This window comes from Nitrococcus sp., assembly GCF_059432795.1.
The window spans coordinates 16,393-35,036 of record NZ_JBXWZQ010000033.1 but is presented as its reverse complement, the minus strand read 5'-3'; the positions used below and the strand labels follow the sequence as shown (position 1 = coordinate 35,036).

Here is an 18,644-nt window from a genome sequence, read left to right as displayed (position 1 = left end):
CCATGACCATTCCCACCTCGCTTGATGGGAGCCGCCAGTTTTCGCTGCTCAACACGAAAAGTGTCAGTGACTTGACCCCCGCCCGGGCCGAAGCCTCGACGACTTTACGTACTCCCCGCGCGCCGGCGCGATGGCCGCGATGACGGGATAGGAGGCGGGCCTGTGCCCAGCTGCCGTTGCCGTCCATGATACTGGCCACAGGGCGGGGGACAGCACCCTCGATATCAGGCGCTTGGAAATCGCTCTGCTCGTCGCTCATCACAACTCCCGAACTACACCGCCATCGGCCATCCGATTGGGCTCGTTCGAGCATCCTATCGCCGCAATCCGGTTGTTGACCCATCCGAGGCCACGGCGGAGATCACCCCCAGCGTCCATACCGGGCCTCAGAGCTCCGGCATAACGGCTCAAACCTCCATCAACTCCTTTTCCTTGGCGGCGAGCAGGTTGTCCACCTCATTGATGTGCTTGTCGGTGAGCTTTTGAATGTCATCCTCTGCGCGCTTTTCATCGTCCTCCGTGATCTCCTTTTCCTTGAGCCGAGCCTTGAGCGCGCTGTTGGCGTCGCGCCGGATGTTCCGCACGGCGATCCGCGCCTGCTCAGCCTCATGCCTGACTACGCGTATCAGCTCACGACGGCGCTCTTCGGTCAACGCCGGCAGTGGGATGCGGATAACGCCACCTGCGGTATTGGGAGTCAATCCGAGATCCGATTCGAGTATCGCTTTCTCCACCACAGGGATCATGCCTTTCTCCCAAGGAGTGACGCTCAATGTGCGCGAGTCGCTCACAGCCACCGAGGCGACTTGGTTGAGGGGCATTTTGGCGCCGTAATAAGCAACGCTTATATGGTCGAGCAAGCTCGTATGAGCTCTTCCCGTGCGGATCTTATGGAACTCATGGTTCAGGGTTTCGATGCTCTTGCCCATCCGTGCGGCCGCATCTTTGTCGATGTCCTCGATCATGGGCGTCACCCCCTATCCACAAATGTTCCGATCGCGCGTCCCTCGATCACCTCGCGAAGGCAGCCGGGGCGGGTGATATCAAAGACCATGATGGGCATATTCTGATCTCGGCAGAGAACGATGGCTGTCGCATCCATCACGTTCAACTTACGGTCGAGCACCTCATCGTAGGTCAGCCGCTGATAGCGTTGCGCGCCGGACTCCTTGTGCGGGTCCGCGCTGTAGACGCCGTCGACCTTGGTTGCCTTGAACATGATATCAGCGTTGATCTCGATGGCGCGCAGGCTTGCCGCCGAGTCGGTAGTGAAAAACGGGTTCCCCGTGCCGGCCGCGAAGATGACGACGCGGCCCTTTTCCAGGTGGCGAATGGCCCGGCGCCGGATGTAGTCCTCACAGACCTGATTGACTTTGATAGCAGACATGACGCGGGTAAAAATCTTCTCCCGCTCCAAGGCGTCCTGCAGCGCGAGCGCGTTCATCAACGTCGCCAACATACCCATCTGATCGGCTGTTACACGATCCATCCCCGTAGCAGCCAGACCCGCGCCGCGAAAGATGTTGCCACCGCCGATCACCAGCGCGACTTCCACACCGCGTGCAACGAGGTCGCCGATCTCCATGGCCAGCCGCTTCAGCACCTCGGGATCAACCCCATAGGCTGCCTCTCCGAGCAACGCCTCACCGCTTAGCTTCAGCAGTATGCGGCGATACTTCGGCACGTTCATCGGCGGCACTCCCATATCATGGGCAGGCCCGGCACGCGCGCGGGCGTCAAGAGCCCTTGACCTGAGCCTCTACCTCCTCGGCGAAATTCGTTTGCTTCTTCTCCAGACCCTCACCCAACTCGTAGCGTGTAAAGCGCACCACCCGGGCATCGGCACGCTCCAGCAGCGCACCGACACTGAGATCCGGATCCTTGACGAAGGGCTGCCCCAGCAGAGTGACCTCCTCCAGCCACTTGCGCAACCGCCCCTCGACCATCTTGTCCACGATCTCCGCAGGCTTGCCGCTCTCACTCGCCTGCGCCGCGAGGAATTCCCGCTCCTTCTCCCAGACGGACGCCGGAAGGTCTTCCTTGCCGAGGCACAACGGACGGCTGGCCGCAATATGCATACAAATATCACGGGCGAGCACGGCATCGCCCCCCTCCATCTCGAGCAAAACGCCGATCCGGTTGCCATGTAGGTAGGCGCCGATCAAGCCCGCCTGGGTTTGGTAGCGGATGAAGCGCCGGATTTGAATATTCTCCCCGAGCTTGGCGATGAGCGACTTTTGCGCCCTCTCGACCGTGTCGTTCGAGCCGTCCCCCAGCCACAGTCTCCTCAAAGCCGGGAGGTCATCGGGACCTTCCGCGACAAGTTGGCCTGCGACCTGGTCTACGAAGCCTTTAAAGTGTTGATCCGCGGCCACGAAATCCGTCTCGCAATTGACTTCGAGCATCGCGCTCTGCGTACGATTCTCGCTCATGGCGATGACGATCGCACCCTCGGCGGCAAGCCGGCCGGCCTTGCCCTCGGCCTTTGCTAGGCCACGCTTGCGCAAAACCTCAATCGCGCTATCCACGTTGCCGTCGGCTTCTTGCAGCGCCCTTTTACATTCCATCATTCCGGCGCCGGTACGCTCACGGAGATCCTTTACCAATTGCGCGCTAATCGCCATGCGAATTTCACCTCTTGCCGATGCATTGTCGAATCGCCCAGGCCACCGGGCGTTCATTCAGACTGCTGCTCTGCCTCGGCAGCCGCTTCAGCAGCAGCCGCCTCGACTTCGATGAACTCGTCATCGCCACTCGGCCGGACACCGGCCATGCGTGCCTCGATGATCGCGTCGGCCGCACCTTGCAAGTAAAGGCGAATCGCACGAAATGCATCATCGTTGCCGGGTACGACGTAGTCGATTCCTCGCGGCGAGTTGTTGGTATCGACCACGGCCACCACCGGTATATTGAGCTTACGTGCTTCTTGCACGGCGATTCGCTCGAATCCGGTGTCGACCACGAACAAAGCATCCGGTAGCGCCTCCATATCGACGATACCGCCGAAAGCGCGCTCGAGCTTGACCATTTCGCGATGCAGCGAGAGCACCTCGCGCTTGTTCAGCTTATCGAATGTGCCATCCTGCTCCTGTTGCTGGAGATCCTTGTAACGGCGGATGGAGCGTTTCACCGTGCGGAAATTGGTTAACATTCCGCCCAGCCAGCGATGATTGACGTAGGGCATGGCGCAACGCTTGGCCTCCTCGCGGAGCGCCTCGCGCGCGGCTCGCTTGGTGCCCACGAACAGGATCCGCCCGCCGTTGGCCGCCAGTCGCCCCATGTAGTTCATGGCCTCGAGATAGAGCGGAAGTGTCTTCTCGAGATTGATGATATGGATCTTGTTGCGCTGACCGAAGATGTAGGGCGCCATCTTCGGATCCCAATAGCGTGTCTGATGCCCGAAATGCACGCCGGCTTCGAGCATTTGTCTCATGGTCGCTCTCGCCATGGCTGATCTCTCCTCGTTCGGGTTGAGCCTCCATACACCCGCACGCGACAACCCGCATCGGGCACCCGGTCGCGTGTGACGGTGCATGTGTGGTGTGTGCCGGGACTGAGCCCGGATATTGCGGTTAAAGTGCGGATTATGAAACCGCCGTTTGCCTGGGAAGCGCGCGCTTTATACCATATTTCCAACCCAGCCACAATTTGTCGCCAGGTCGCTCTGCCTCCATCAGGGCCGGGTTGGTGGCTTCTATCAAACCTCTGGATCCGTACAAGGTCTGCTCAATGTCCGTCACCATTAAGAGCCCGGAAGAGATTGAATCAATGCGCCGTGCCGGTCGTCTCGCGGCGCGGGTTCTGAAGATGATCGAGCCCTACGTGCAACCCGGCGTAACCACCGAGGAGCTCGATCGGGTCTGTCATGACTACATCGTCAACGATCTCGAGGCGATCCCGGCGCCTCTCAATTATCGCGGCTTTCCGAAATCGATCTGCACGTCCGTCAATCACGTCGTCTGTCATGGCATCCCGGGCTCGAAAAAGCTCAAGCGGGGCGACATCATCAATATCGACATCACCGTAATCAAGGACGGCTACCACGGCGATACCAGCCGCATGTTTTACGTCACCGAACCTTCCATTCAGGCGCGTCGCCTCTGCGAGGTCGCCTATCAGGCTATGATGGTAGGAATCGAGCGAGTGCGCCCGGGGGTTCGGCTTGGCGATATCGGTCACGCCATTCAGCAGTTTACCGAAAATCACGGCTATTCCGTGGTGCGTGAGTATTGCGGGCACGGAATCGGGCGGAACTTCCACGAGGATCCGCAGGTGCTTCACTACGGAAAAGAAGGCGATGGGCTTGCACTGCAGGAAGGGATGACGTTCACCATCGAACCCATGATCAATGCCGGGCGTCGCGAAACCCGGCTGCTCAAGGATCGTTGGACGGTGGTGACCAAGGATCACAGCCTATCGGCGCAATGGGAGCACACAGTGCTCGTCACCGCCCACGGCTACGAGATACTCACTCAGCTCGACTCTGTATGAGGTAGCAAACGACGCCAATGAGCCGCACGTCCGCCCGTATTCGCAATGATCCCCATCTGCTCGATGTCGCGACAATAGACCGGGCATTGCAGGCGGGCCAAGCGGCGACGCCGTTGTTGCGGGAAAACCTTGCCAACGCCGACCAGATCCTGCAGGCGCGCTTTCTGGAAGGCACGCCGGCCGCGGAATTGGTGGCGTTGCGCGCGGAAATTGTGGATGCGCTGGTCACCCGCGTATGGGATCTCTATTTGCGCGATGGTGAAGAGGACGCCGCGTTGGTCGCCGTGGGTGGCTACGGCCGCGGCGAGCTTCATCCCGGCTCGGACACGGATCTGCTGGTCGTTCTCGCCAACTCCGCTGGCAACCGCTTCGACAGCGCGCTCAAATGCATCGTCACCCAGCTTTGGGACATCGGCCTGCAGGTCGGCCATAGCGTACGCACGTTGGACGAGTGCATCCAAAAGGCGGCACAGGACATTACCGTCGCCACCAATCTGATGGAATCACGCCTGCTCGCCGGCTCCCCGCCTCTCTATCAAGCCATGGTGCAGTGCACCGGCCCGAATCGGATCTGGTCGAGCCGCGAGTTTTTCGAGGCCAAGTGGCGCGAACAGCTCGCCCGCCACGGAAAGTACCACGATACCGCCCATAACCTGGAACCCAACCTCAAGGAAAGCCCGGGAGGGCTGCGCGACATCCATATGATCGGCTGGGTGGCCAAGCGGCAGTTCGGCGCCGAGACACTGCACGACCTGGTGGACCATGCGTTTTTGACCGAGGGCGAGTACAACGCGCTGATGCGCGCCCAGCATTTTCTTTGGGATCTTCGCTTCGCGCTGCACGTGCTCACCGGTCGTCGCGAGGACCGCTTGCTCTTCGACTACCAGGTTACCCTCGCCAGGCAGTTCGGCTACCGCGATAGCGAGCACACATTGGCTGTCGAGCAACTCATGCAGCGTTATTACCGCATCGTCATGCGGCTCAGCTGCCTGAACGAAATGCTCCTCCAGCTCTACCAGGAGGTCATACTCTACGCCGAGTTGGACGAGGCACCCCGCAAGCTGAACAAGCGTTTTCAAATCAAGCGCGGCTTCATCGAGGTCACTCAAGCCAACGTGTTTCGCCGCTACCCGTTCGCGCTGCTGGAGGTGTTTCTGCTGATTCAGGAACATCCCGAGATCAAGGGTGTGCGCGCCGCAACAATCCGGTTGATCCGCCAGCACCATCACCTAATCGACGAGCGGTTTCGCAACGATTTGCGTTGCCGCAGCCTGTTCATGGAGATCCTGCGTCAGCCGCGCGGCATCACGCATGCGCTGCGTAGAATGCACACGTACGGCGTCCTTGGTCGCTACTTACCCGCCATACGCCGTATTACCGGACGAATGCAATACGACCTTTTCCATGCCTATACGGTGGACTCCCACATCTTGATGGTGGTACGCAATCTGCGTCGTTTGGCCGCTCCGGAGTTCGCTCACGAATTTCCCTTCTGCAGCGAGTTGATCAATCGCCTGCCCAAGCCCGAGCTGCTTTACTTGGCAGGCTTGTTTCACGACATCGCCAAGGGGCGGGGCGGGGACCATTCCGAGCTCGGTGCCGAGGATGCCTATGAATTCTGCATGCACCATGGCTTGAGCCGCTACGACAGCCGTTTGGTGGCGTGGTTGGTTCGACACCACCTGCTCATGTCCATGACCGCGCAGCGCCGCGACATCAGCGACCCGCAGGTGATCAACGAATTCGCCCGCAAGGTAGGCGATATGCAACATCTCAACTATCTCTACCTGCTTACCGTGGGCGACATCCGGGGCACCAACCCCAAGCTTTGGAATGCATGGCGGGAGGCGTTGCTGCTAGAGCTCTTCCAGCTTACCCAGCGAGCCATTCGCCGCGGCTTGGGCAACCCCATCGACGCCGAAGAGCTCATTGGCGAAACACAAGCTCAGGCACGCAAGGCGCTGCGGGCACGTGGGCTGCATCACATGACCGTGCGTGCGATCTGGCGTCCGTTCACCGCGGACTACTTCCTGCGCTATTCCGCCGAAGAGATCGTCTGGCATACGGACGCCATCCACCGGCTTGGCGGCGAGGCACAGCTGCCACTCATTCTGATCGAGCCGGTCAGCAGCCGTGGCGGTACCGAGGTGTTCGTTTACACGCGTGATCGGGATCATATTTTCGCCCTCACGGTCGCCGCTCTGAGCCAGCTCGGCCTGGACATTCAGGACGCGCGTATCATTACGACCGACGACGGGCACGCGCTGGATAGCTATCTGGTACTGGAAAACACCGGCCGGCCCATTGCTCGCGGCTACCGCGAAGAAGAAATCGCCGAGCATGTGCGCCGCATGCTGGGCCATCTCGCACCCGCGCCACAGGCATCGACCCGGGCCTTGCCCCGGCGTCTGCGCCACTTCAGTACGCAGACGCAAATCGAGTTCACGGCCGATCCGCATAACGATCGGACCGCGCTGGAGCTCATCACCGGTGATCGCCCGGGCCTGCTCGCGCAAGTCGGCTACGCCTTCGCCCACTGCGGTGTGCGGCTGCAGAATGCGAAAATCGCCACGATGGGCGAGCGCGCCGAGGACGTGTTTTTCCTCACCGACCGCAACAATCACGCGCTATCGGAAGCCACCCAGCAAAGCCTGCGCGATCAGCTCCGGCGTGTATTGACCGATGAGGATGAACTGCGCAAACGTGCCGACGGCGTTTGATGCATTACGGAACTCACCTGAAGTGCCTTATACTGCTGCGCTCTCGCATGCTCGGCATGTGTCGCAACCGCGGCTGATGCTCTGCCGGAAGCGCCCATCCGGGCGTTTCCTGTCACGCGCCGCGCAGGGATGCATGGTCCAGGCGCAAAACTCACCGGTAACCAGGAGGCTCTAATGGAGCAGCTCAAAGAACTCATCGAGGCGGCATTCGAAGATCGCGCCGAGCTCTCGCCGCGCACGGCCTCGCCGGAGCTTCGGGATGCGGTCGCTGCAGCGTTGGAGATGCTCGACACCGGCGAGGCGCGGGTCGCGCAGAAGCGCGACGGCGAGTGGCAAGTCAATCAATGGCTGAAAAAAGCGGTATTGCTGCACTTTCGCCTGCACGACAACATGGTCATGCGCGACGGGTTGAACCAGTACTTTGACAAGGTGCCCCTCAAGTTCACCGACTACAACACCCGGGAGTTCGCCGCCAACGGCGTCCGAGTCGTTCCACCCGCGACGGCACGCCGCGGGGCCTACATCGCCCCAGGGGCAGTCCTCATGCCTTCCTACGTCAACATCGGAGCGTATGTCGACACGGGCACCATGGTGGATACTTGGGCCACGGTCGGCTCCTGCGCGCAGATCGGCAAGGACGTGCACCTCTCCGGCGGGGTCGGCATCGGCGGCGTACTCGAGCCCTTGCAGGCCAACCCGACGATTATCGAGGATAACTGCTTTATCGGAGCGCGCTCCGAGATCGTCGAAGGCGTTATCGTCGGCGCGGGGGCAGTGATCTCGATGGGCGTCTATATCGGCCAGAGCACCAAGATATACAATCGGGAGACGGGCGAAGTGAGCTTCGGCCGCGTCCCCGCCGGCGCGGTGGTAGTGCCCGGCAGCCTTCCCGCGCGCGACGGCAGCCACACCCTCTATTGTGCGGTGATCATCAAGCAGGTGGATGAGAAAACGCGCGCCAAGGTCGGCATCAATGAATTGCTGCGCCCATGAGCGGGGACACACCAGCGTTCGGTTTCAACGCCATGGATAACAGCTCCACTGTCGATCTGGCCTGCGAGCTGATTCGACGCAAGTCCCTGACCCCGGATGATGCGGGCTGTCAGGAGATGCTGTCCGCGCGTTTGGCGGCATTGGGCTTTCGTTGCGAGCACTTACCCTTCGGTAACGTAAAGAACCTTTGGGCACGCTACGGAACCGATCACCCACTGCTCGCCTTCGTGGGGCATACCGATGTCGTCCCGAGCGGGCCTGAGACGCTCTGGAACACGGCCCCCTTCGAGCCCACGTTCCGTGAGGGGCGGTTATACGGCCGCGGCGCCGCGGATATGAAAGGCAGTGTGGCGGCTTTTGTCACCGCGTGTGAGCGGTTTCTCGGCCGAAATCCTGGACCGTTGCGCGGCTCCATTGCGCTGCTTCTTACCAGCGATGAGGAGGGCGACGCCTTGGACGGCACGAAGCGGGTGGTAGAAACCCTCGAAGCGCGCAGCGAGGTTATCGACATGTGCCTGGTCGGCGAGCCGAGCAGCGAGCGCGTGATTGGCGATACGATCAAGATCGGTCGCCGCGGATCCTTGCACGCTCATCTGACCGTGCACGGTATTCAGGGCCACGTTGCCTACCCACAACGCGCGAGTAACCCGATTCACCAATTTGCCCCCGCCTTGCTGGAACTGACTGCGCGCACTTGGGACAACGGCAATTCGAGCTTCCCGCCCACAACCATGCAAATCTCCAACGTCCATGCCGGCACGGGTGCCACCAATGTGATCCCCGGAAGCTTACGCGCAGACATCAACTTTCGTTATTGCACCGAGCTGACGGCGGAAGATATTCGCTTCGAAGTTGAGCACACTTTTACGCGCCATGACCTGGAGTATCACATCGACTGGCGTCTTTCGGCCCAACCCTTCCTTACTGAACACGGCCCCCTGCTCGATGCAACGCTCGCGGCAATCCGCGAGGTGACCGGGCGCCACGCGCGGACATCCACCACGGGTGGCACCTCGGACGGCCGATTCGTCGCCCGCACCGGTGCTCAGGTGATCGAGCTCGGCCCGATCAATCAGAGTATCCATCAGATCGACGAGCACGTCGGGGTGGCTGAGCTCGAAACGGTCTCGGTCATTTACGAGCACATCCTGGAACGCCTGTTCGCTTAGCTGCCCCTGCGCGGCAAACCGGCTCTCGATTTCAATGAGTCCGCGCGGGAACGCGCCTGGTCGTGAAGCAGGCCACTTTCGCTCTGTTGGCGGACGCGTTGAGGCGAAACCTTTGTGGCTGGCGATTCGTGGTCAGCCTCGCAAGCCGAGCACGTCCTGCATATCGTAAAGACCGGCGTTTCGCCCGACTAACCACAAGGCGGCGCGGACCGCCCCATTGGCGAAAGTCATGCGGCTCGAGGCGCGATGCGTGATCTCCAGGCGCTCGCCGAGGCCGGCATACAACACCGTATGCTCGCCGACGATATCGCCTCCCCGCACACTGGCAAAGCCGATGTTTTTGCGCTCGCGCTCTGCGTTGCGCCCCTGACGGCTGTAAACCGCATTCGAGTCGAAGTCCCGATCGAGCGCCGCCGCGACGATCTCTCCCATGCGCAGTGCCGTGCCGGAGGGGGCATCGCGCTTATGGCGATGGTGGGCTTCGATCACCTCGATATCGTAGTCCTCGCCGAGGGCCCGGGCAGCCAATTCAATGAGCTTGAATGTCAGATTCACACCGGCGCTGAAATTCGGAGCGAGCACAACCGGCAGCGCCTCAGCCGTACGCGCGAGCTCGCGGCGTTGCGCTGCGTCGAAACCGGTCGTACCGATGACGATCGGCTTGCCCGCCGCACGGCAGACCGCAAGGTTTGCCATCGTAGCCTCCGGCAGCGTGAAATCCACGACGACATCACTGTGGGAGAGCGCGGTTTCCAAATCGTCAGCGACGATGACTCCCAGCGCACCGATCCCCGCCAGGTCCCCAGCATCAGCACCGAGCGAGCGGCTGCCCCGGTGCTCGATCGCCGCTGTCAATTGCGCGCGGGAATCCTGTGCGGTCGCCGCGACGAGCGTGCGCCCCATCCGGCCGGCCGCCCCGCTGATAGCGATCCTGATCATCGTTCATTCCCCTTGCGTCGCTCGGCTTACGAGCCAATTCACGGCAATGCCTCGCCAAAGGAATCGGCCGGCCGCAGTCATCAGGCGTCCACAGCGAGTGAACTGCGGATCAAATCCGGTGGCTCCTGACCGGGTTGATGGCACATACGCATGTCCCCGGCGAACCGCTATGCCTGCCTGACGGGAAGTCCTGCCCAACAGATGCACCCGCACACCGGCTGGATTACCGGCCCGATTGGGCCGAATACGAAGCAATGAATGGCGTTAAATCACCGGCGCGGAGGAATTAGCGGCTGCAAACGCAATCGTCCCTCGATCCGGCACCGCATTCAGCCGCGGCGTTAAAATTTCATGTTCTCGAAAAACGACTTGACAGAATCCAGCCAGCTATTGCTTTGCGGGTTGTGCCGGTCGCCACCGACCTCCAATGTCGAGGCCAGCTCATTGAGCAACTCTTTCTGCTTCGCGGTGAGATTGACGGGTGTCTCGACGTTCACTCGGCAGAGCAGGTCCCCGGTAGCACCGCCGCGAACCGGCTGAACCCCTTTGCTGCGGATACGAAAGATCCGGCCCGATTGGGTCCCTGGGGGAACCCGCAGCGTGACACGGCCGTCCAAAGTCGGAACTTCCAGCTCGCCGCCGAGCGCGGCCGTAGGCATGCTGATTGGAATTTCGCACCTAAGATGGGCGCCGTCCCGCTTGAAAATCGGGTGATCCCGCACCGCAATCTGCACATAGAGATCGCCTGGCGGGCCGCCATTCTCGCCGGGTTCACCCTCGCCCCCGAGGCGAATTCGATCGCCCGTATCGACCCCGGCGGGCACCTTCACCGATAGGCGTTTCTGCTCCGGAACACGACCATTGCCGTTACACTGCTGGCAGGGGGTGGCGATGATGGTGCCGCTGCCCCGGCAACGCGGGCAAGGCTGGCGAATCGCGAAAAAGCCTTGCTGCAGCCGGACCTCGCCGTGTCCCTGACAGGTCGTGCACGGTTGCGGCTTGCTGCCCTGAGCAGCGCCGCTGCCACTGCAGCTCGTGCACGGTACCATGGTCGGAACGTCGAAATCCTTCTCGGTGCCGGCGACCGCTTCTTCCAGCGAAAGCTCCAACGTGTAGCGCAGATCGGCGCCCCGAAACACGCCCGGAGCACCATGAGCCGGCCCACCGCCGAAGATGTCGCCAAAGACATCCGAGAAAATGTCGGCGAAGCTGCCTGCCCCGGCACCGGCGCCAAAGCCACCCCGACCGGCGCTCGCATTGACACCGGCATGGCCGAACTGATCGTAAGCCGCCCGCTTCTGCGGGTCGCTCAGGATCTCGTAGGCCTCCTTGGCTTCCTTGAAGCGGACCTCCGCCTCTTGGTTGCCCGGATTGCGGTCGGGGTGGAACTTCATCGCCATGCGACGATAGGCCTGCTTCAGATCGGCCTCCGAAGCATTAGGCGCCACCCCTAGAATTTCGTAGTAATCTCGTTCCGTCATTCGCTGAAAGCTCGACCCCGTCTCGTGGCTTCTCCCTCCCGAATCGGAAGGGGATTATAATCATTTTGAGCCGTGCCGTCCCAGGGGATTGCCTCCCGCCGCTGGTCTGCCAAGTCGGAAGGCACCCCCACCGGGCTCAATCGCACGTCCCACCGCCCCGTCGCAGGGTCACAGCGCCCCGTTGGGCGGCACCGCGATCACTTCTTGTCATCTTTGACTTCTTCGAATTCAGCGTCGACCACGTCTTCTTGCCCCGACTCACGCGAGCCGCTGCTTTGCTGTCCTTCGCTGCTGCCGCCGGCTCCTTCCGCGCTGCTGCTCTGATAGGCGCGCTCGGCGAGCTTGCCGGACTTCTCCGCCAACGCCTCTACCTTCGTGTCGATCGCGTCCTTGTCACTGCCCTTCATCGCCTCTTCCAACTCGGCGATCGCGTCTTCCACATCCTTTTTCTCGGACTCGGAAACCTTGTCGCCGAGGTCCCACATCGACTTGCGCGTGGCATGAACGAGATTGTCCGCTTGGTTACGGGCGTCGACCAACTCGCGGGCTTTGCGATCTTCCTCGCGATGCGCCTCGGCATCCGAAACCATCCGCTCGATCTCTTCATCCTTCAGCCCGCTCGATGCCTTGATCTGAATGGACTGCTGCTTGCCGGTGGCCTTGTCACGCGCCGAGACATGAAGTATGCCGTTGGCATCGATATCGAAAGTGACCTCGATCTGCGGCACGCCGCGCGGCGCCGGAGGAATGTCCTGCAAGTCGAATCGGCCTAGCGATTTGTTGTATTTCGCCATTTCCCGCTCGCCCTGCAGCACGTGCACGGTGACCGCCGTCTGGTTGTCCTCCGCCGTTGAGAACACCTGATTCGCCTTGGTCGGTATGGTGGTGTTCTTCTCGATCAACTTGGTCATCACGCCGCCAAGCGTCTCGATACCGAGCGAGAGCGGCGTAACGTCCAGCAGCAACACATCCTTGACGTCGCCACCGAGCACACCGGCCTGAACGGCCGCCCCGATCGCCACTGCCTCGTCCGGGTTGACGTCCTTGCGCGGGTCCTTGCCGAAAATCTCTTTGACCAGTTCCTGCACCTTCGGCATCCGCGTCTGGCCCCCGACGAGTATCACCTCGTCAACTTCCGAAGCGGATAGCTCGGCATCTTTCAGGGCGACTTTGCACGGCTCGATCGTGCGCTTGAGGATATCCTCGACCAGCGCCTCGAGCTTGTCCCGGGTCAACTTCAGGTTTAAGTGCTTCGGACCGGCGCGATCCGCGGTGATATAAGGTAGGTTGATCTCCGTTTGCTGCGCGGATGACAGCTCGATCTTGGCTTTCTCCGCCGCTTCCTTCAGACGCTGCATCGCCAGGCGATCACCGGAGAGATCCATCCCCTGGTCCTTCTTGAACTCGGCAATCAGATAGCCGATGATCGCGCGATCGAAATCCTCGCCACCGAGAAACGTATCGCCGTGGGTCGAGAGCACTTCGAACTGATGCTCGCCCTCGACTTCGGCAATTTCGATAATGGAGATATCGAACGTGCCGCCGCCCAGATCGAACACCGCGACCTTGCGATCCCCGCCCCGCTTGTCCAACCCGTAAGCCAGCGCCGCCGCCGTAGGCTCGTTAATGATTCGCTTGACCTCGAGACCGGCAATGCGACCGGCGTCCTTGGTCGCCTGGCGCTGGGAATCATTGAAGTAGGCGGGCACGGTGATCACCGCCTCGGTCACCTCCTCGCCCAAATAATCCTCGGCGGTCTTCTTCATCTTTATCAACGTTCGAGCGGAGATTTCCGGCGAAGCCATCTTCTTGCCGTGCACCTCCACCCAAGCATCCCCGTTGTCGGCCCGAACGATCTTGTACGGCATCTCCCGTACATCGCGCTGCACGACTTCTTCGTCGTAGCGCCGGCCGATCAAACGCTTGACGGCATAGACCGTGTTCTCCGGATTGGTAACCGCCTGCCGCTTGGCCGGAGCGCCGGTCAAAACCTCGCCGTCCGCGGTGAAGGCCACCACGGACGGCGTCGTACGATCGCCCTCGGCGTTTTCGATAACCCGGGCCTTTCCCCCTTCCATCACAGCCACGCAGGAATTCGTAGTGCCCAGGTCTATGCCGATGATCTTACCCATAAGCTTGTGCTCCCTCTCTCACCTCGTCACCTTTGGCGTTCAAGTGCTATCAAGATCTGCTTGGTTAAATGCGGCCAGGCACCGGTATTTCAAGCCTGCTCATCGATCTCGCCACCAGAGGGGCGGTGGTTATCGGGTTTGGAAACGATCACCAACGCGGGGCGCAGCAGCCGATCGCTCAACAGATAACCTTTTTGCACCACGTGAATGACTGTATTCGGATCGTGCTCGGCTGATTCCTGAGCGGCCATCGCCTCATGTTTCTCGGGGTCGAAGCGCTCGCCCTGCGGGTTGATCTCGTGGATGTCGAACTTCTCCATCACCTGATTCAACATCTTGAGAGTGAGCTCTGCGCCCTCCCGCAATTTAGTCACGTCGACGTGCGCTTCCTGTGCGGCGCTCGTGCCCATTTCCAGGCTGTCTCTCACCCCCAGGATCTCGCTCGCAAATTTTTCGAATGCGTATCGATGAGCCTGCTCCACATCCCTTTGCAAGCGGCGGTGCTGGTTCTCCAGCTCCGCACGGGCACGCAGGAATTGGTTCCGATTCTCCTCGGCCTCGGAGCGCGCCGACTCGCACTCGGCGCTCAGACGCTCGACGACCTCCTGAAGTCGCTCGAGCGACTCATTCCCCTGCGCATCCGATTCACCTTGTGCCTGCGCGGACGACTCATCGCCGCGCTGAGCTTCGTTGCGTTCCTCTTCCGCCATCGTTCTCTCCGATCAGACGGTATTGCAAACACCGGCAATAATTAGCCTTCGCTCTGAGTAGAGCGAATGCAATCCATGATTTGGGGCTCAGTGATGTGGATTCAAGGCGTGTCCGAGCAGCTTCGCGGTCACATCGACGATTGGGATAATGCGCCCGTAGGGTATTCGGGTCGGTCCAATGACACCGAGTACGCCCAGCACCTCGTCGTCGGTTTGGTAGCGTGAGGTAATCAGGCTCACGCCGTCGAACACTTCATAGCCCGATTCCTGACCAATGAAAAGCTGCACGCCCTCCGCTGTCAGGCAGCGGTCGAGCAGATGAATGATATCCCGTTTCTGATTGAAAGCCTCGAATAGCTGCTTGAGCTTCTCTATGTCGGAAAGCTCGGCGAACGTCATAAGATTGGTCTCGCCCGCCAGCACGTAATCGTCATCTTCATCTTCATCTTCGGGCCGGGTGAAAAGACGCCGAGCTACCTCGATGGCCAGGCTCATCAGCTCGGTCATCTCTTTGCGATCCTTGTTCATGGCATCGATGAGCGCCGCACGAATCTGTTCGATGTCCTTGCCGACGAACTCCGCGTTGAGGTAATTGGCGATCCGTTCAAGCTCGGCGCCACTGTAATCCCGATCCGTCTGCAAAACGCGGTTTTGCACTTCTTGCTCGTTGACCACCAGAATCGCCAATACGCGTCGCTCCGACAGAGGCAGAAAGCCCAGCTGGCGGACCGAGCCCGAATGGCGACGCGGTATGGTCACGACACCGGCCAATTGTGTGAGCCCCGAGAGCAGATTGGACGCCGAATCGATCAATGCATCGGCGTTACTGCCACGGTCGAGATGAATGCGCAGCTGTTCAATCTCCCAGCTCTGCAGCGGGTTCACGGTAAGCAGGCTGTCGACGAAGAACCGGTAACCAAGATCGGTCGGCACCCTTCCCGCTGACGTATGCGGTGCCTTGACGTAGCCCGCCTCTTCCAGATCCGCCATGATGTTGCGAACCGTAGCGGGGCTTATGTTCAATCCCGACTCGCGCGTCAGGGTGCGCGACCCCGTCGGCTGACCCTCGCGGATATAGCGCTGGACCAACACCTTCAGGAGCTGCTGAGCGCGTTCCTCGAGAATCGGATCGGCAACCTTCCTTCTCATAAAAAGCTGTCGACGATAAAACTTACCGACTCATGCGCAGGCCGTTCGACGTCCCGTGCGATTGGATGGGTTGATTAGCACTCGCTGCTTGAGAGTGCTAAAGGCACGCTAACAGTCACCCCCAACCGTGTCAATAAAGCATTCGGAGCATATAACGCCGGCACACGCGCTCGCCGCCGCGCTGCGCAAGGCGCATGGGGCCACCGCAATTGGCCGGTTACGGCCAACATGATAACTTGGCGGCGAACGACGAGGAATAGCGCGACAATGCGACATTTTCACACGATCGGCATCATAGGCAAAACCAACGACCCCGAGGTCGCGGACACTATCGTGCGCATTGCTCGCCATCTGCGGCGCCTCGGCCACCCCGTCGTGCTCGACGCCGAGAGCGCGCCGCAGGAACGCGCCGACGACGACTGGCTGCGATGCGGGCGCGAGACGCTAGCACAACAGGCCGATCTGCTCATTGTCGTCGGCGGTGACGGGACCCTTCTACATGCCGCGCGCCTGCTCGCCGATCATGAAGTGCCGATCCTAGGTATCAATCGCGGTCGCATGGGCTTTCTCGTGGATGTATCCCCCGGCCACCTCGACGAAATCGACGCCGTGCTCGCCGGAGAGTTCATTGCCGATGACCGGATGCTGCTTGCTGCGGAAATTCACCGCGGCGGTGAAGTTCTCAGTCGCGGCATCGCTCTGAACGACGTCGTGCTGCACAAATGGAATACCGCGCGGATGATCGACTTCGAGACGTTCATCGATGGCGAGCTCACCAATCGGCATCATTCCGACGGGCTGATCGTGGCCACTCCCACCGGCTCCACCGCCTACGCCATGTCGGGAGGCGGGCCGATCATGCATCCGAGTCTCGACGCGATCGCGCTGGTACCGATCTGCCCGCATACCTTGAGCAATCGCCCGTTGGTCATCAGCGCCGAGAGTACGGTCGAGATTGCCGTGCACCCAAGCTTTTTGACGCAGATCCGGGTCAGCTGCGACGGCCAGCAGGATCTGGGCCTGGTCAATGGCGGGCGTATTCTACTGCGTAAATACACCCGCAAGGTTCACCTGATCCATCCGCCGCATTACCGCTATTTCGGAATTCTTCGGGCCAAGCTGCGCTGGGGGGAAACGCACGTCAGCTGATACGTGGCGGCGGCCATCGCACTGAGGACACAGCCCCATGATGCGGCGAATCCACATACGAAACTTCGCAATCGTCGACAGCGTCGAGATCACCTTCGAGCCGGGCATGACGGCTCTCACCGGTGAGACGGGCGCCGGGAAATCGATTCTGCTCGATGCCTTGGGGACTTGTCTCGGTGACCGTGCCGATAGCTCCGCTCTGCCTGTACACGCCGAGCGCGCGGAGATTCATGTCACCTTCGATCTGAACGACGCCGGGCCTGCACGCGAGTGGCTTCGCCAGCGCCAGCTCGACGCCGAAGACGAGTGCATACTGCGCCGGGTGCTGCAGCGCAACGGCCGTTCTCAGAGCTACATCAACGGTTGTCCGGTGCCGCTCCAACAGCTCGGTGCACTGGGTAATCAGCTCATCGGAATCCACGGTCAGCATGCCCACCAGGCCTTGCGCCGGCGTGATACCCAGCGTGACATCCTGGACGCGTTCGGCGGCCACGTCAGTGTCCTTACCCGAGTCGGCGAGTGCTATCAAGCGCATCGGCGCTTACGCCGGGAGGTACAGCGCCTGCAACACGGCCAGGAACACAGTGACGATCAAATCGATCTGCTGCGCTATCAAGTGGACGAATTGGCCGCGCTCAACTTGCGTGCCGATGAGCTCGACGAGCTGAACCTCGAGCACCGCCGGCTGGCCTCCGCCGAGGGGATCATCGCCACGTGCCAATCGGTTATTACCGCGCTGTATGAAGACGAACAGGCGGTGCAGAGCGTGCTCGGTGCAAGCATTCGTCAGCTCGCGGGTCGAACCGACCTGGATCCGGCCATTGCTGCGGCCCACGAGCTGTTCAACGACGCACTTGTGCACATCAGCGAAGGTTGCGAGAGCTTGCGTCATTTCGCCGCAGGCCTCGACGTGGATCCGCGCAGGCTACAACAGGTCGAGGAACGTCTGGGGCTGATCACCGACCTCGCCCGTAAGCATCGGGTACGCCCGGAGCAGCTGCACGAGCATCTGCAAACGTTGCGCGACAAGCTTGACGAACAGGACCGCAGGGGCGAGCGGCTCACTGAGCTAGCCAACCGTTTGGCCCGCAGCGAGGAAGACTATCGCAGCGCAGCCGCCGAGCTCAGCGAGGCCCGCGGCCAGGCGGCTTCCGTCCTGCAGGAGCGCGTAACCTCCTTGATCCACGAGCTCGGCATGCCGGATGGCGAGCTGAAAATCGAGATCAGCCCAGCCGCCAACCCGATCAGCGACCATGGCGGGGATAAGGTGTGCTTCGCGGTGCGGACCGGACCTGACCGCCCCTTCGGCCCAATCAACAAAATCGCCTCGGGCGGCGAGATTTCCCGGATCGGGCTCGCGCTGGAGGTCGCCACCGCACGTACGACCCGGATCCCGACGCTCATATTCGATGAAGCCGACGCCGGCATCGGCGGCGGCATCGCCGAGGTGGTCGGCCGCAAGCTTCGCCAACTAGGCACCCACCACCAAGTGCTCTGCGTTACCCATTTGCCGCAGGTCGCAGCGCAGGCGCATCAACAACTCGGTGTTCGCAAGCAAACGAGCAACGGCCGCGTGCGAACCGCGGTCGAGCGTCTCGACGAGGGAGACCGAACTCAGGAAATCGCCCGCATGCTCGGAGGTCTGGAAATCACGGAGAACACCGTCAACCACGCTCGCGAGATGTTGAGACGGGTCAATTGAAAACCACCC

16 protein-coding genes are annotated in these 18,644 nt (G+C 61.1%); 6 read left to right on the top strand and 10 right to left on the bottom strand.

What is annotated here, in order from left to right; genetic code table 11:
• From AC52Q4_RS03085 to rpsB, 5 genes are all read right to left on the bottom strand, one after another.
• A partial coding sequence (locus tag AC52Q4_RS03085; RefSeq protein WP_495535336.1) for an undecaprenyl diphosphate synthase family protein occupies positions 1 to 259 on the bottom strand: 259 nt, incomplete at its 3' end.
• 148 nt (positions 260 to 407) lie between these two features.
• Positions 408 to 965: a ribosome recycling factor gene (frr, locus tag AC52Q4_RS03080; RefSeq protein WP_495535335.1), complete on the bottom strand. Its 558-nt coding sequence runs from the start codon at positions 963 to 965 to the stop codon at positions 408 to 410.
• Positions 966 to 970: 5 nt separating this feature from the next.
• Entirely contained in the window at positions 971 to 1,690 is a 720-nt protein-coding gene (gene pyrH, locus AC52Q4_RS03075; protein ID WP_495535334.1) for a UMP kinase, read from the bottom strand.
• A gap of 46 nt (positions 1,691 to 1,736) precedes the next feature.
• Positions 1,737 to 2,624 carry a translation elongation factor Ts gene (tsf, locus tag AC52Q4_RS03070; protein ID WP_495535333.1) on the bottom strand — a complete coding sequence of 296 codons (888 nt, stop codon included), beginning with the start codon at positions 2,622 to 2,624 and terminating at the stop codon, positions 1,737 to 1,739.
• A gap of 53 nt (positions 2,625 to 2,677) precedes the next feature.
• On the bottom strand, positions 2,678 to 3,448 hold the full coding sequence (gene rpsB, locus AC52Q4_RS03065; RefSeq protein WP_495535332.1) for a 30S ribosomal protein S2: 771 nt from the start codon (positions 3,446 to 3,448) through the stop codon (positions 2,678 to 2,680).
• Between the two features lie 281 nt (positions 3,449 to 3,729).
• On the opposite strand from rpsB, the gene map reads away from it, so the two are divergent.
• From map to dapE, 4 genes are all read left to right on the top strand, one after another.
• Complete coding sequence (gene map, locus AC52Q4_RS03060) at positions 3,730 to 4,491, top strand: type I methionyl aminopeptidase (protein ID WP_495535331.1); 762 nt, start codon at positions 3,730 to 3,732, stop codon at positions 4,489 to 4,491.
• Between the two features lie 17 nt (positions 4,492 to 4,508).
• Positions 4,509 to 7,211 (top strand): [protein-PII] uridylyltransferase, encoded by a 2,703-nt coding sequence (gene glnD, locus AC52Q4_RS03055; protein ID WP_495535330.1) that lies wholly within the window; start codon positions 4,509 to 4,511, stop codon positions 7,209 to 7,211.
• A 174-nt stretch (positions 7,212 to 7,385) separates the two neighbouring features.
• Positions 7,386 to 8,204 carry a 2,3,4,5-tetrahydropyridine-2,6-dicarboxylate N-succinyltransferase gene (gene dapD, locus AC52Q4_RS03050; protein ID WP_495535329.1) on the top strand — a complete coding sequence of 273 codons (819 nt, stop codon included), beginning with the start codon at positions 7,386 to 7,388 and terminating at the stop codon, positions 8,202 to 8,204.
• A 32-nt stretch (positions 8,205 to 8,236) separates the two neighbouring features.
• On the top strand, positions 8,237 to 9,373 hold the full coding sequence (dapE, locus tag AC52Q4_RS03045; protein ID WP_495535328.1) for a succinyl-diaminopimelate desuccinylase: 1,137 nt from the start codon (positions 8,237 to 8,239) through the stop codon (positions 9,371 to 9,373).
• 132 nt (positions 9,374 to 9,505) lie between these two features.
• On the opposite strand, the gene dapB is transcribed toward dapE, so the two are convergent.
• From dapB to hrcA, 5 genes are all read right to left on the bottom strand, one after another.
• Positions 9,506 to 10,312 (bottom strand): 4-hydroxy-tetrahydrodipicolinate reductase, encoded by an 807-nt coding sequence (gene dapB / locus AC52Q4_RS03040; protein ID WP_495535327.1) that lies wholly within the window; start codon positions 10,310 to 10,312, stop codon positions 9,506 to 9,508.
• Between the two features lie 341 nt (positions 10,313 to 10,653).
• Entirely contained in the window at positions 10,654 to 11,793 is a 1,140-nt protein-coding gene (gene dnaJ, locus AC52Q4_RS03035; RefSeq protein WP_495535326.1) for a molecular chaperone DnaJ, read from the bottom strand.
• Between the two features lie 197 nt (positions 11,794 to 11,990).
• On the bottom strand, positions 11,991 to 13,925 hold the full coding sequence (gene dnaK / locus AC52Q4_RS03030; protein WP_495535325.1) for a molecular chaperone DnaK: 1,935 nt from the start codon (positions 13,923 to 13,925) through the stop codon (positions 11,991 to 11,993).
• Positions 13,926 to 14,014: 89 nt separating this feature from the next.
• On the bottom strand, positions 14,015 to 14,635 hold the full coding sequence (gene grpE / locus AC52Q4_RS03025; RefSeq protein ID WP_495535324.1) for a nucleotide exchange factor GrpE: 621 nt from the start codon (positions 14,633 to 14,635) through the stop codon (positions 14,015 to 14,017).
• 87 nt (positions 14,636 to 14,722) lie between these two features.
• Positions 14,723 to 15,784, bottom strand: a complete 1,062-nt coding sequence (hrcA, locus tag AC52Q4_RS03020; RefSeq protein ID WP_495535323.1) for a heat-inducible transcriptional repressor HrcA — start codon at positions 15,782 to 15,784, stop codon at positions 14,723 to 14,725.
• 267 nt (positions 15,785 to 16,051) lie between these two features.
• On the opposite strand from hrcA, the gene AC52Q4_RS03015 reads away from it, so the two are divergent.
• Complete coding sequence (locus tag AC52Q4_RS03015) at positions 16,052 to 16,933, top strand: NAD(+) kinase (RefSeq protein ID WP_495535322.1); 882 nt, start codon at positions 16,052 to 16,054, stop codon at positions 16,931 to 16,933.
• A gap of 37 nt (positions 16,934 to 16,970) precedes the next feature.
• Positions 16,971 to 18,635 (top strand): DNA repair protein RecN, encoded by a 1,665-nt coding sequence (gene recN / locus AC52Q4_RS03010; protein WP_495535321.1) that lies wholly within the window; start codon positions 16,971 to 16,973, stop codon positions 18,633 to 18,635.
• The last annotated feature ends 9 nt before the right edge of the window (positions 18,636 to 18,644 follow it).

Coding starts and splice junctions, on each gene's coding strand:
- frr (WP_495535335.1), bottom strand. CDS start 965: ATGATCGAGGACATCGACAAAGATGCGGCCGCACGGATGGGCAAGAGC.
- pyrH (WP_495535334.1), bottom strand. CDS start 1,690: ATGAACGTGCCGAAGTATCGCCGCATACTGCTGAAGCTAAGCGGTGAG.
- tsf (WP_495535333.1), bottom strand. CDS start 2,624: ATGGCGATTAGCGCGCAATTGGTAAAGGATCTCCGTGAGCGTACCGGC.
- rpsB (WP_495535332.1), bottom strand. CDS start 3,448: ATGGCGAGAGCGACCATGAGACAAATGCTCGAAGCCGGCGTGCATTTC.
- map (WP_495535331.1), top strand. CDS start 3,730: ATGTCCGTCACCATTAAGAGCCCGGAAGAGATTGAATCAATGCGCCGT.
- glnD (WP_495535330.1), top strand. CDS start 4,509: ATGAGCCGCACGTCCGCCCGTATTCGCAATGATCCCCATCTGCTCGAT.
- dapD (WP_495535329.1), top strand. CDS start 7,386: ATGGAGCAGCTCAAAGAACTCATCGAGGCGGCATTCGAAGATCGCGCC.
- dapE (WP_495535328.1), top strand. CDS start 8,237: ATGGATAACAGCTCCACTGTCGATCTGGCCTGCGAGCTGATTCGACGC.
- dapB (WP_495535327.1), bottom strand. CDS start 10,312: ATGATCAGGATCGCTATCAGCGGGGCGGCCGGCCGGATGGGGCGCACG.
- dnaJ (WP_495535326.1), bottom strand. CDS start 11,793: ATGACGGAACGAGATTACTACGAAATTCTAGGGGTGGCGCCTAATGCT.
- dnaK (WP_495535325.1), bottom strand. CDS start 13,925: ATGGGTAAGATCATCGGCATAGACCTGGGCACTACGAATTCCTGCGTG.
- grpE (WP_495535324.1), bottom strand. CDS start 14,635: ATGGCGGAAGAGGAACGCAACGAAGCTCAGCGCGGCGATGAGTCGTCC.
- hrcA (WP_495535323.1), bottom strand. CDS start 15,784: ATGAGAAGGAAGGTTGCCGATCCGATTCTCGAGGAACGCGCTCAGCAG.
- AC52Q4_RS03015 (WP_495535322.1), top strand. CDS start 16,052: ATGCGACATTTTCACACGATCGGCATCATAGGCAAAACCAACGACCCC.
- recN (WP_495535321.1), top strand. CDS start 16,971: ATGATGCGGCGAATCCACATACGAAACTTCGCAATCGTCGACAGCGTC.